The organism is Rhodopseudomonas sp. BR0C11, assembly GCF_010820945.1.
GTDB classification, from domain to species: domain Bacteria; phylum Pseudomonadota; class Alphaproteobacteria; order Rhizobiales; family Xanthobacteraceae; genus Rhodopseudomonas; species Rhodopseudomonas palustris_H.
The window spans coordinates 1-11,455 of the sequence record NZ_QTKI01000131.1 but is presented as its reverse complement, the minus strand read 5'-3'; the positions used below and the strand labels follow the sequence as shown (position 1 = coordinate 11,455).

Sequence of the window (11,455 nt, the reverse complement as noted above, 5' to 3'; positions counted from 1 at the left end):
AAGTGACACAAAGGTGGTATCGAGCGGGGTATCGAGGGTCAACGAAGCGTCACGATCGACAAGATGGAATAGTTCAAGATCAAAATCATTCTAAGAAACGACCTCCGTAAACATCCGGAAGCGCGACACATCTCGGTACTTCAGCACCTCGGAGTGATCGATTGTTGCTCACTTCATGAGCAGCGAACGACGCGATGGAACAGCGCTGTGGACATCACGCTGCGCGTGCGGGCGCATAGAGAGGCGCATACAGACCTGGGGGCTGACTTACTCCGCGGGGCTCGGCGGCTTCATCAACGAGAACATCTCGTCGACAGTCTGCTGCGCCGTGAGTCGCACCCGCTCGGTATCCACCATCCCGTCGATGCGGATACCGCGGACCACCGCGCGGATCTCGTCGCGAAACTCGCTGAGGAATTGCAGCGGGTCGCGCTGCTCATTGGCGACGCGCGCAATCAGCCCGGTGATCAGGATCTGGCAGGCGATCATCCGGCCGTTGAGCTCTTCCATTCTGTACTCCGGTCGCGCGGCAGCACATTTCCCCTGCCGCATCGAGCGCAGTGGTATGGCCGAGCTGCGCGCAACTGACAATTGGAAGAGTTCTTAACTGGCCGCTTAGGACCTACCGTGCCTACGACCGGCGAGCGATCGATGGCGCTGCCGCAACCCACTTCCGCGCCCGCTCGATGAACCCTGCCGCTCCATGAAAGTTTAGCAATGTCATGCGGTTTGTGATGTGCTGGCGGCAATTGCCGCTATAGTTACCCCTCAATCCAGGCAATCACCGCCGCGCGGGCTGAACCGGTCGCCAGAAGCCGTCACCGCCGGCCGAACATCGGATCGGGCATGAACAAACCCGGCGCCTATCGCAGGGCCCTCGTTGTCGTGTGCCTGCTGCTTGCAGCGGGCGGTTCTTATTGGGGCTGGCAACGCGTCCAGAGCGGCCGCTCCGCGGCGCCGGGCGGCACCCCGCAGGCGCAATCGGGTACCTCCACACCGAAGGCCGGCGCCGGCCGCACCGCCGCGGTTCCCGTGACGGTGGCGACCGCGCAGAAGGCCGACTTCCCGGTGTATCTGAGCGGGCTTGGCACCGTGCAGGGCTTCAATACCGTTCTGGTCCGCAGCCGGGTCGACGGCCAACTCGACAACATCGCCTTCACCGAGGGCCAGATCGTCCAGGCCGGCGATCTGCTGGCGCAGATCGACCCGCGGCCGTTCCAGGCAACGCTGGACCAGGCCAAGGCCAAGAAGGCCCAGGACGAGGCCAATCTCGCCAACGCCAAGCTCGACCTCAGCCGCTCGGTTCGGCTCGGCGAGTTTGCCACCAAGCAGCAGACCGATACCCAGCGCTCCAACGTCCAGCAGCTCACCGCACAGATCGAGGCCGACGAGGCCGCGATCGCCAACGCCCAGACCCAGCTCGATTACGCGACCATCAAGGCGCCGATCTCCGGCGTCACCGGCCTGCGCCAGGTCGACAAGGGCAACATCGTCAACGCCTCGAGCCAGACCGGCATCGTTACCATCGCGCAGATCGAGCCGATCGCTGTGATCTTCACCGCGCCGGAAGAGCGCGTGTTCGACATCAACCGCGCCCTCGCCGCCCGCCCGCTCCAGGTGATCGCGCTCTCCACCGACGCCAAAACCACCTTCGCCGAAGACGGCACGCTCGCGGTGGTCAACAACCAGGTCGACAGCAACAGCGGCACGGTGCGGCTGAAGGCGGTGTTCGCCAACAAGAACCACGCGCTGTGGCCCGGCCTGTCGGTGCAGACCCGGCTGCTGGTGAAGACCTTGAAGGACGTCGTGGTGGTTCCGAACGATGCGGTCCAGCACGGCACCGACGGGCTTTATGCCTACGCGGTCGATGCCGACAACAAGGCCGAGCTGCGCAAGCTGGTGGTCGGCCCCGCCAACGACCAGAACACCGTGATCGAGCGCGGTCTCAAGCCCGGCGACCGGGTGGTGGTCGGCGGCCAGTACAAGGTCAAGCCGGGTACGCCGCTGGCGTTCAAGGTCGCCGACAACGAACCGGCGGCGCCGGTGCAACCCAAGCCGGCCGGGAAATAGCCATGGACCGGAGCATCTCGGCGCCGTTCATCCGCTACCCGATCGCGACCTCGCTATTGATGGCGGGGATCCTGTTCCTCGGCCTGATTGCCTACCCTGCGCTGCCGGTGGCGCCGCTGCCGCAGGTCGACTTCCCCACTATCCAGATTTCCGCCAGCCTGCCCGGCGCCAGCCCGGAAACCATGGCCTCGTCGGTGGCGACGCCGCTGGAGCGCCAGCTCGCGCAGATCCCCGGCGTGTCGCAGATGACCTCAACGAGCTCGCTGGGCTCGACCGCGGTCACCATCCAGTTCGACCTCAACCGCAACATCGACGCCGCCGCCAACGACGTCCAGGCGGCGATCAACGCCGCCGGCGGCCAGCTGCCGAAGAACCTGCCTAACCCGCCGACCTATCGCAAGGTCAACCCGGCCGACGCGCCGATCCTGATCCTGTCGGCAACCTCCGACACCCTGCCGCTCACCACCGTCAGCGACAACGCCGACGCCAAGATCGCCCAGCAGATCAGCCAGATCACCGGCGTCGCCCAGGTGTTCATCGGCGGCCAGCAGAAGCCGGCGATCCGGATCCAGGTCGATCCGGCCAAGCTGATGACCAAGGGCCTGTCGCTCGAGGACGTGCGCGCCCAGATCGCGATCACCACCGTCGACAGCCCGAAGGGCACGCTCGACGCGCCGAACCGCAGCTACACCATCTACGCCAACGACCAGCTCACCGAGTCCAAGGACTGGAACGACGTCATCCTCGCCTATCGCAACGGCGGCCCGCTGCGGATTCGCGACGTCGGCCACGCGGTGACCGGGCCGGAGGACGCCAAGACCGCGGCCTGGGCCAACGGCAAGCGCGGCGTGTTCCTGGTGGTGTTCAAGCAGCCCGGCGCCAACGTCATCGACACCGTCGATCACATCAAGGCCGAGCTGCCGCGGCTGGTCGCCGGCATTCCGCCGGCCATCAAGGTCGAGGTGATCAGCGACCGCACCACCACGATCCGCGCCGCGGTCGAGGACGTGCAGTTCACCCTGCTGCTGACGATCGCGCTGGTGGTGATGGTGATCTTCCTGTTCCTGCGCAGCTTCTGGGCCACGATCATTCCCAGCGTCACGGTGCCGCTGGCGCTGCTCGGCGCCTGCGCGCTGATGTGGGCGGCCGGCTACACACTCGACAACCTGTCGCTGATGGCGCTGACGATCTCGGTCGGCTTCGTGGTCGACGACGCCATCGTGATGCTGGAGAACATCGCCCGCCATATCGAAGAAGGCGAGAAGCCGTTCACCGCGGCGCTGAAGGGCGCGCGCGAAATCGGCTTCACCATCGTGTCGATCTCGATCTCGCTGGTCGCGGTGTTGATCCCGCTATTGTTCATGGGCGGCATCATTGGCCGGCTGTTCCGCGAATTCGCCGTGACGCTGGCGATGACCATCGCGGTGTCGATGCTGGTGTCGCTGACGCTGACGCCGATGATGGCGTCGCGCTTCATGCGACCGGCCACCGAAGTGCGCCACGGCCGGATCTATCAGTGGATCGAAGGCGCGTTCGAAGCGATGCTGCGCGCCTATGAGCGCGGCCTCGATCTGGTGCTGCGCTGGCGCTTCACCACGCTGATGGTGTTCTTCGCGACGGTGGGACTGTCGGTGTACCTGTTCGTTGCGATTCCGAAAGGCTTCTTCCCGCAGCAGGACGTCGGCATGATCACCGCGACGTCGGAAGCCGCGCAGGACATCTCGTTCACCGGGATGAAGCAGCGCCAAGAGCAACTCGGCGAGATCGTGATGGCCGATCCCGACGTTGACAGCGTCGCGATGTTCATCGGCGGCAGCGGCACCGCGCTCAACACCGGGCGGATGTTCATCACGCTGAAGCCACGCGACGAACGCTCGGTCAGCGCCCAGGAGATCATCGCGCGGCTGCGGCCGAAGCTGGAGAAGGTCGAAGGCGCGCGGCTGTTCATGCAGGCGGCCCAGGACGTCCGGCTCGGCGGCCGGCCGACCCGCACCCAGTTCGAATACACCCTGCAGGACGCCAACCTCACCGAGCTAAACGAGTGGGCGCCGAAGGTGCTGGCCAAGATGCAGTCGCTGCCGCAACTGCGCGACGTCGCCACCGACCAGCAAACCGAAGGCACCACGCTGACGCTGACGATCGACCGCGACACCGCCTCGCGGTTCGGCATCAAGCCGCAACTGATCGACGACACGCTGTACGACGCGTTCGGCCAGCGCCAGGTGACGCAGTACTTCACCCAGGTGAACACCTACCGGATCATCCTGGAGGTGCTGCCGGAGCTGCAGGGCCGGCTCGACACGCTGAACCAGATCTACGTCAAGTCGCCGACCACCGGCGATCAGGTGCCGCTGTCGGCATTTGCGAAGTGGACCACGGTGCCGGTGCGGCCGCTGTCGATCAGTCACCAGGGCCAATTCCCCGCCACCACGATCAGCTTCAATCTGGCGCAAGGCGTCGCGCTCGGTCAGGCGACCGAAGCGGTGCAGGCCGCAATGGCCGAGATGGGCACGCCGCCGACGCTGAGCGGCAGCTTCCAGGGCACCGCCCAGGCGTTCCAGCAGTCGCTCTCGACCGTGCCGCTGTTGATCGTCGCGGCGCTGGTGGTGGTCTATCTGATCCTCGGCATCCTGTACGAGAGCTACATCCACCCGCTGACGATTCTGTCGACCCTGCCGTCGGCCGGCGTCGGCGCGCTGGCGATGCTAATGCTGTTCGGCTTCGACTTCAGCCTGATCGCGCTGATCGGCATCATCCTGCTGATCGGCATCGTGAAGAAGAACGGCATCATGATGGTCGACTTCGCCATCACCGCCGAGCGCGACGAACATCTCGATCCCGAGCAGGCGATCCGCAAAGCCGCGCTGCTGCGCTTCCGCCCGATCATGATGACCACGATGGCGGCGATGCTCGGCGGCGTGCCGCTGATGCTCGGCACCGGCACCGGATCGGAAATCCGCCAGCCGCTCGGCTACGCGATGGTCGGCGGCCTGCTGGTTAGCCAGGCGCTGACGCTGTTCACCACCCCGGTGGTGTACCTCTATCTCGACCGCCTCTCCAACGCCCTCACCAACTGGGGCCGCACCCACATCCCGGTTGACGAGGACGAAGACGACCGCGTCCAGCGCGCAGCGGAGTAAGGCCCGCGCAGCGATGCTATCCTCGCTCCAGCGGCTTCATTGCGAGCGTTCCAGAAACGGATTCTCGACGCGCAGCGCGCCGAAGGTGCGGCCGTGCTGCAGGTCTTCGCTGTACAGCACGTCACACCCGGCCTCCTGAGCAGCCGCGACGATCAGCGCGTCGTGGAACGGCAGCCTGTGATCGCGTGCAAGGACAACGGCCGCGGCGTGGGTATTTAGAGTGATCGGAAGTACGTCATCGAGCGCGGTGCGAAACTGCTCGAGCGCGACTTCGATCCCCGGCCAGTCGTGCCGCAGCTTTCGGCGCGCCACGTGGACGAATTCGTTGAGCACCTGAACGCTGGCCACACCACCACTGCTCAGGCAAGTTGCGGCCGTCTGCTGACGCGGGTCCGAAGTGGTGATGTAGACGAGGATATTCGTATCGAAGAACGCCTTCACTGATCATTCGCCTCGTCGCGATACCGCTCGTTTGCCTCGTCGCGATCAAACTTGTAGTCGGCAGGAAGTTTCCATTGCAGCTTGGAAAGGCGCTCCACCGCCGCCTTGCGCCGGTTTTCCTTCTCCACCACCAGCGTTCGTTCGACAATGTCGACCACGTTCAGCTCATCGCCCTCTTTCAGTTCGAGCTTGTCGACCAGAGCTTTGGGCAGCCGAACGGCTAGGCTATTGCCCCATTTCGACACCTGCATCACATCCTCCATGCCCGGAGATCCCGTATATCATATGCAGGATATACATTATCTCAACTAGCACGAGCTGGGCGCGTCACGCCCGTGGCCCCTGAAGGTGCCGGCCAACCGTCGCAGTCTTCACGCCAATCTCCCCATCTGTCGCAAGCAACCCTCTTGCGGGCCGGAGCCGACGCAGCTAGAAGACCCGCACACCCGAGGCGCGTCGCGAGCCACTCCCGCCGCGCCCGGCACCGTGTCGAGTGTGCCCCGTGCATCACTCCTAAATGCCTGATCCGTCAGCGCATTCTCGGTGGGGAATGGTGTAATGGTAGCACAACAGACTCTGACTCTGTTTGTCTTGGTTCGAATCCAGGTTCCCCAGCCAACTTAGATTTTCTTCTTCCCGGATGCAGGCGGAGATCCTGAATTATCTATTGCTGGGCACGGCCGCAACCGCATTAGGGACAAGATAACCGCAAGCATCTAACTCCGAGCGCACATCCGTGCCCTCGCAGCCGTGATCATTGGCCTCCTGCAACCTTGTCGATCATCTGCGTTCGCATATCTCGCCCGTCGATGACCTTCTCGACGACAAGGAACGCGCCTTTGCCGCCGCTTGCGCTTTCCATAGCAGCCCGATCGCCCGCTTCTCGTTCGTGTCGTAGACCCCGGTGCCCGCGAGGAGAGCGCCCTTCTACTCAACGACGAAAAAACGACCATCGCTAAGCAGCGCCACGAAATCTGGATAAAACTTGTCGGCAACCAGAATGTCCGCTGAAGAAGTCATTCAACTTGGAAGAGTATGATTGATTTTTACGTCACAATCCTTAAGCCTTGCCAGGGAACCTCCGCTTAGCGGACCCGATTTGATGCATTTGCATGCAGTTCTAGAAATTGTTCCTATGGCGACTGAGAAGACGAAGGCTGCGTTTGATATTTTCCGGAAATGCCACCCTCTTAAGGAATTGGATCCCGCAAAGGTAGACAATGAAGACCAAACTCGGCCGATGACCGCATCGGATGGCCTCCGGTTGTGGCAGGATGGCCCTGTTAATGGGAAGTCGAAGGCCACCGGCTCCCCCCCAATGATCGAACCGGACCAGGACACCATGTTGTGGGTGGTTGGTAGAACGGACGTAGTTTACGCGCCAGAGAGGTCAGAATTCTCGGCTGGCCTGAAGTCGCTTGTGATCAAACACAGCAACTTGACCGGCGGAAAGCCGGCCTTCTGTGGCGGTGAATTGTTGCAGATAGACGAGCGGACCGTCGTCGTTAATGGCCGCTCTGGCCGCTATGGTCCCAAAACTGCGGGCGAACTTGACAATATTGCTGGATGCTTCCGTGCGTCGGGATACGATGTTTGGAATATGGGATACGACGAAGAAGCTGGATATCCTCGACCGTTCGTTGGTTCAGAACCACGGTGGGTTGATTGATGATTAGAAGCTCCTCGGAATTAGACCGAGTATTCGGACCGGAGTCGACGGGGGACACCGAGGAACTTCGGGCGTCATCATCCCGCAAGACGTATGTTCGAAGCCAACTGCAAATTGCCGAAGATAATGACCGCGCCAAGGGACTGAAGCTAACCGCTCGCGAGGCGCACTGGCTCTATGGTTGGGAGATACTAGCAAAGGTTGCAGAGGACGGGACTGCGCCACTGATTTCGCTTCCCAACGAACCTGCTGCAACTTTGGTCGCACGTCGAGAGGCACTAAACCTGTCGCAACGTCATGTTGCGCAGGCCGCAGGTGTTGATGAATCCGTCGTCAATGAAGCTGAAAGACCGGGCAAAGTCTCCCCGATCCGAGACCTAGTGAAAATCGCCCAAGTGCTCGCCCTGAATGAGTATCTTTTAGGATACCTTCGCGGAGCAGGAGGAGACAAAGCACTCGGCGTCAGATTGCGAGAGATGAACCGGGCTGATGCTCAAGGATTCTCCGAAACTGACGTTCTCAAGTTGTCACAAGCAGCTTGGGTTATCGCGGCACAAAGTGATTTGTTGAAGCTTCTTTCAAGCGCGCAAGAGATGGTACGTTCTCAGTTCAAGTTCGATGAAAATTACAGCTATCCGACTTACGAAAGGGGATTTGCGCTGGCAAGAAAGGCTCGCTCACTCCTGGGCATTCCTCCAAAACAGCCCATCCACAGCATTAGGCAAATTCTTGAGCAGACGCTCGGAATCCCTGTGATCCAAGATCGCCTTGCGGAACGATTTGCGGGAGCGACGATCGCGAACGGTCGCGATCGAGGCATTGTCGTCAATGAGCGGGGTCAGAACTCAAATGTTTGGGTTCGGCGAATGACCATTGCGCACGAGCTGGGGCACCTGTTGTGGGATGCGGACACTCGTTTGAACAAGCTTCGAGTTGACCGCTACGAAGGACTGGAAGCCAGCTTCGCCGCAGACGTCGAACATCAGAAGTCCAACGATGCTACCGAAATTCGCGCAAACGCTTTTGCGGTTGCCTTCCTTGCACCACCAGAGGCGCTAAAGGAGCTTTCTCGGAGGACATCTAGCGATCATTCGTTACTGGCGACCGTGATGCAGCAATTTGGCATCAGCGCGACCGCCGCAAAATACCATCTGCGGAACGTGACTAAACGCGACGTACTCCGTATCCAGAACCAGCAGCTGCCGTCCCCCTCCGACGAATGGAAAGCGGACGAGAACCTATCGGTCGACTTTTTCCCTCTTAGAGAGACCACGATATCCAGACGTGGCGCCTTTGCCGGCCTTGTTGCGCGAGCTTTCGAGAAGGGGCTTATTTCGGAGGACACCGCTGCTGCACATCTTCAGACGACAGTGGAGCGGTTCCGGGAGCAACTCAAATCCATTCTTGATGTCGGCAATGCCGTGCCATCGAAAGAGTTCGCGCTTGCCTGAGAGAGCTGGCGCTCCGCCGCTTGATCTTCGCATTCGGTATCAGATCCTGCACCGGACTGCTTCGGCTATCCTTGAGGCGAAGAGGTTTGGAGCAATCCACGCCGCCCTTTTGGTGCACCCGTTCAGTCAGCGACACCAATGGTTCGAGCATTGCTCCGCCTTTGCAGCGTTGTTTGGAGTAAGCAGAACTCGATAACCTCGTCCGCATCGGCCCCCTCAAGGCCGAGCCACCCTCCCGCGCCGAATTGGAAGGAATGCTGAAATCGGCTCGCGTGCGTCTTGCCGATGCTCAGAACGAATCCCTCGATCCAGACAGCCAGTTCGATCTCGCCTACGGCGCAGCGCATCGCCTTGCCCTCGCCGCTCTGCGCGCTCACGGGTATCGCGCGGAGAACAGGATCACGGTGTTTCAAACACTCGTCCATACGCTCGGCACCGAGCGCGCCGATATGGGGCTCGCATGACGGCGCCTCTGCCGAAGCTCGATCTGCGCCCCGAACACTGGGCGATGGTTCGCGATATCCTGGCGACGCAGATTCCGGACCGGGAAGTTCTCGCCTTCGGCTCGCGCGCTCGGGGACAGGCGAAGCCGTATTCGGATCTCGATCTCGCCGTGCTCGGAGATGATCCGCTCGGCCTCCACAAGGTGGCCGCACTGAAGGAAGCGTTCGAGGAGTCGGACCTGCCGTTCAAGGTCGACGTCGTCGAGTGGGCGCAGACCGATGCTCGGTTTCGCGAGGTAATTCGGCGCGACGCGGTGCGGGTGCAGGCCGCCGGCGCGTCTGCCCCCTGAGCTGCGCGCCTCACCCCTCTCCCACCGCCTTCGCCTGGACCAGCGCGTCGATCTCGTCGGCGCGGTAGCCGGCCTCGGTCAGCACTTCGCGGGAATGTTCGCCGAGCCGCGGCGTCGGGCGGTGCAGGTTGGGCGGAGCTTCGGAGAAGCGCGTCGCCGGGCGGGCTTGGCGGAGCTTGCCTTCGCTGGGGTGATCGATCGCGGCGAACAGGCCGACGGCTTTGAGGTGCTCCTGCTCGCCGATCTCGCTGATCTTGGCAAATGCCGTGTGCGGCACGTCGAGGCGCAGCAGCAATTCCTCCCACTCGGCGGTGGTGCGGGCCGGCGCGATCTCGGCCATCGCGGCGTAGATCCGGTCGATGTTCTCCGCCCGCGCCACCGGATCGCGCACCTGGAGTTCGTCGATCAGTTCGGAGCGGCCGACCGCCTCGAAGAACGCGCACCAGTTGTCGCCGGAATACGGCAGCATCGTCATCCAGCCATCCTTGGTGCGCACCGGCTTGCGCTCCTTCATCCGCTTGTAGCCCGAAGGGCCGATCGGCGGATCGAACGCGTAGCCCCCTAACATCTCGATGCTGTTGAAGCCGGCGATGGTCTCCAGCATCGGCACCTCGACCAGCTGGCCCTTGCCGGTGCGCACGCGGCTGAACAGCGCCGCCGACACCGCGCCGGCGAGCGCCTGGCCGCAGATCTTGTCGCCGACCAGGCTCGGCACGAATTGCGGCTCGTCGTCCGAGCCGATCGATGAGGCGAGACCCGAAGCGGCCTGGATGATCTCGTCGAACGCCGGCCGCGCCGCCCACGGTCCGTCCTGGCCGAAGCCGGTCGCCGCCGCATAGATCAGCCGCGGATTGAGCGCCGCGCAGGCGTCATAGCCGAAGCCGAGCCGCGCCATCGCAGCGGGGCGGACGTTGGTGAGCAGCACGTCGGCGGTCGGGATCAGCCGCTGCAGCACCGCCTTGCCGTCAGGATGCTTCAGGTCCAGCGCAAGGCTGCGCTTGTTGCGGTTCACCGCCATGAACTGGCCGCTCATGCCGCGGTTTCGAAACAGCCCGGTGTAGCGCCACATGTCGCCGTCGAGAGTTTCGATCTTGATGACGTCGGCGCCCCAGTCGCCGAGGATCTGCGCCGCATAGGGGCCGAACAGCACGCTGGTGAGATCGAGAATGCGGATGCCGGCGAGCGGCCCGGTCGGTGCGGTCATGGACTCAACGATGTGGTTGAAGGGAAAAACTGGACGTCGACGGGACGACGCCATTCAGCAGGACGGGAGCGGCAAGCGCGCTCTCCCACCCTGCGTCTCGCGCAACTACTCGCTCAGCACGTCGCCGAACAGCTCCCACGAGGTGCCGTTGAAGCGCGCCATCTGCAGTTGCCGGATCGGCGTGCGCTGATCGGGCGCCATCTGCAGCTTGATGCCGGGCAGCAGCATCGGCATCTCGACGCCGTTCAGCGCCTCCACCTGCTTCATCAGGTTAGCCCGGGTGAGATCGTCGCCGGCACGGCGCAGCACCAGCTCCATCATCTGCGCAAAGGTGTAGCCGGAGACGTTGAAGATGTCGGCCGGATCGGCGCCGGGATTGTAGGCCTGCATCCAGCTGCGCCATTGCTGCATGCCGGGATCATTGGCCCAGCGCGGATCGCCCGGATCCTTCAGGTAAGCGCCGGTGACGATGCCGACCGCGTTCTCCAGCCCCGCCGGCTTCAGCACCGAGCCGACTGAATTCGACACCGCCGGCAGAATGATCTGCGGCTTCCAGCCGAGCTCGGCGGCTTTCTTGATCACCTGCGCGGCGAATTTCGGCGTGCACTCGTTGAACAGCACGTTGGCGCCGGCGGCCTTGAACTTGACGATCTGAGAGTCGACGGTCGGGTCGGTGGTTTCGTACAC

The 11,455-nt window shown here is 62.8% G+C and carries 12 protein-coding genes and 1 tRNA gene; 8 read left to right on the top strand and 5 right to left on the bottom strand.

Annotated elements, in window-relative coordinates; translation table 11 throughout:
• Positions 1-267 precede the first annotated feature (267 nt).
• Positions 268-510, bottom strand: a complete 243-nt coding sequence (locus DYI24_RS12360; protein ID WP_011159021.1) for a hypothetical protein — start codon at positions 508-510, stop codon at positions 268-270.
• Between the two features lie 336 nt (positions 511-846).
• On the opposite strand from DYI24_RS12360, the gene DYI24_RS12355 reads away from it, so the two are divergent.
• Positions 847-2,070, top strand: a complete 1,224-nt coding sequence (locus DYI24_RS12355) for an efflux RND transporter periplasmic adaptor subunit (protein ID WP_164572496.1) — start codon at positions 847-849, stop codon at positions 2,068-2,070.
• Between the two features lie 2 nt (positions 2,071-2,072).
• On the top strand, positions 2,073-5,210 hold the full coding sequence (locus DYI24_RS12350) for a multidrug efflux RND transporter permease subunit (protein ID WP_164572495.1): 3,138 nt from the start codon (positions 2,073-2,075) through the stop codon (positions 5,208-5,210).
• Positions 5,211-5,246: 36 nt separating this feature from the next.
• Here DYI24_RS12350 and DYI24_RS12345 read toward each other — a convergent pair whose 3' ends face one another.
• Together DYI24_RS12345 and DYI24_RS12340 are read right to left on the bottom strand one after the other, a co-directional pair.
• Complete coding sequence (locus DYI24_RS12345) at positions 5,247-5,651, bottom strand: PIN domain-containing protein (protein ID WP_164572494.1); 405 nt, start codon at positions 5,649-5,651, stop codon at positions 5,247-5,249.
• Entirely contained in the window at positions 5,648-5,902 is a 255-nt protein-coding gene (locus DYI24_RS12340) for an AbrB/MazE/SpoVT family DNA-binding domain-containing protein (protein ID WP_107345264.1), read from the bottom strand. Before DYI24_RS12340 ends, DYI24_RS12345 begins: the two co-directional genes overlap by 4 nt.
• Before the next feature lie 293 nt (positions 5,903-6,195).
• On the opposite strand from DYI24_RS12340, the gene DYI24_RS12335 reads away from it, so the two are divergent.
• The 6 genes from DYI24_RS12335 to DYI24_RS12315 all read left to right on the top strand — a co-directional run bounded on the left by DYI24_RS12335 (position 6,196) and on the right by DYI24_RS12315 (position 9,564).
• Positions 6,196-6,269: transfer RNA gene (locus DYI24_RS12335), tRNA-Gln, on the top strand.
• 484 nt (positions 6,270-6,753) lie between these two features.
• On the top strand, positions 6,754-7,320 hold the full coding sequence (locus DYI24_RS12330) for a hypothetical protein (protein ID WP_164572493.1): 567 nt from the start codon (positions 6,754-6,756) through the stop codon (positions 7,318-7,320).
• Positions 7,320-8,771: an ImmA/IrrE family metallo-endopeptidase gene (locus tag DYI24_RS12325; RefSeq protein WP_164572492.1), complete on the top strand. Its 1,452-nt coding sequence runs from the start codon at positions 7,320-7,322 to the stop codon at positions 8,769-8,771. The genes DYI24_RS12330 and DYI24_RS12325 overlap by 1 nt, the downstream gene beginning before the upstream one ends.
• Positions 8,728-8,967 (top strand): DUF6946 family protein, encoded by a 240-nt coding sequence (locus tag DYI24_RS28775; RefSeq protein ID WP_502706339.1) that lies wholly within the window; start codon positions 8,728-8,730, stop codon positions 8,965-8,967. The genes DYI24_RS12325 and DYI24_RS28775 overlap by 44 nt, the downstream gene beginning before the upstream one ends.
• A gap of 58 nt (positions 8,968-9,025) precedes the next feature.
• Entirely contained in the window at positions 9,026-9,235 is a 210-nt protein-coding gene (locus tag DYI24_RS12320; RefSeq protein WP_205523491.1) for a hypothetical protein, read from the top strand.
• Positions 9,232-9,564 carry a nucleotidyltransferase family protein gene (locus tag DYI24_RS12315; protein ID WP_164572490.1) on the top strand — a complete coding sequence of 111 codons (333 nt, stop codon included), beginning with the start codon at positions 9,232-9,234 and terminating at the stop codon, positions 9,562-9,564. The genes DYI24_RS12320 and DYI24_RS12315 overlap by 4 nt, the downstream gene beginning before the upstream one ends.
• Positions 9,565-9,574: 10 nt before the next feature.
• On the opposite strand, the gene DYI24_RS12310 is transcribed toward DYI24_RS12315, so the two are convergent.
• A complete protein-coding gene (locus DYI24_RS12310; protein WP_164572489.1) occupies positions 9,575-10,768 on the bottom strand; it encodes a CaiB/BaiF CoA transferase family protein in 1,194 nt (397 codons plus the stop codon).
• A 105-nt stretch (positions 10,769-10,873) separates the two neighbouring features.
• The coding region (locus tag DYI24_RS12305) for an ABC transporter substrate-binding protein (protein WP_164572488.1) at positions 10,874-11,455 on the bottom strand (582 nt) is incomplete at its 5' end.

What these genes read in the sequence shown, in the direction of transcription:
- DYI24_RS12360 (WP_011159021.1), bottom strand. Translation starts at nt 510, where the DNA reads ATGGAAGAGCTCAACGGCCGGATGATCGCCTGCCAGATCCTGATCACC.
- DYI24_RS12355 (WP_164572496.1), top strand. Translation starts at nt 847, where the DNA reads ATGAACAAACCCGGCGCCTATCGCAGGGCCCTCGTTGTCGTGTGCCTG.
- DYI24_RS12350 (WP_164572495.1), top strand. Translation starts at nt 2,073, where the DNA reads ATGGACCGGAGCATCTCGGCGCCGTTCATCCGCTACCCGATCGCGACC.
- DYI24_RS12340 (WP_107345264.1), bottom strand. Translation starts at nt 5,902, where the DNA reads ATGCAGGTGTCGAAATGGGGCAATAGCCTAGCCGTTCGGCTGCCCAAA.
- DYI24_RS12330 (WP_164572493.1), top strand. Translation starts at nt 6,754, where the DNA reads ATGCATTTGCATGCAGTTCTAGAAATTGTTCCTATGGCGACTGAGAAG.
- DYI24_RS12325 (WP_164572492.1), top strand. Translation starts at nt 7,320, where the DNA reads ATGATTAGAAGCTCCTCGGAATTAGACCGAGTATTCGGACCGGAGTCG.
- DYI24_RS28775 (WP_502706339.1), top strand. Translation starts at nt 8,728, where the DNA reads ATGTCGGCAATGCCGTGCCATCGAAAGAGTTCGCGCTTGCCTGAGAGA.
- DYI24_RS12320 (WP_205523491.1), top strand. Translation starts at nt 9,026, where the DNA reads ATGCTGAAATCGGCTCGCGTGCGTCTTGCCGATGCTCAGAACGAATCC.
- DYI24_RS12315 (WP_164572490.1), top strand. Translation starts at nt 9,232, where the DNA reads ATGACGGCGCCTCTGCCGAAGCTCGATCTGCGCCCCGAACACTGGGCG.
- DYI24_RS12310 (WP_164572489.1), bottom strand. Translation starts at nt 10,768, where the DNA reads ATGACCGCACCGACCGGGCCGCTCGCCGGCATCCGCATTCTCGATCTC.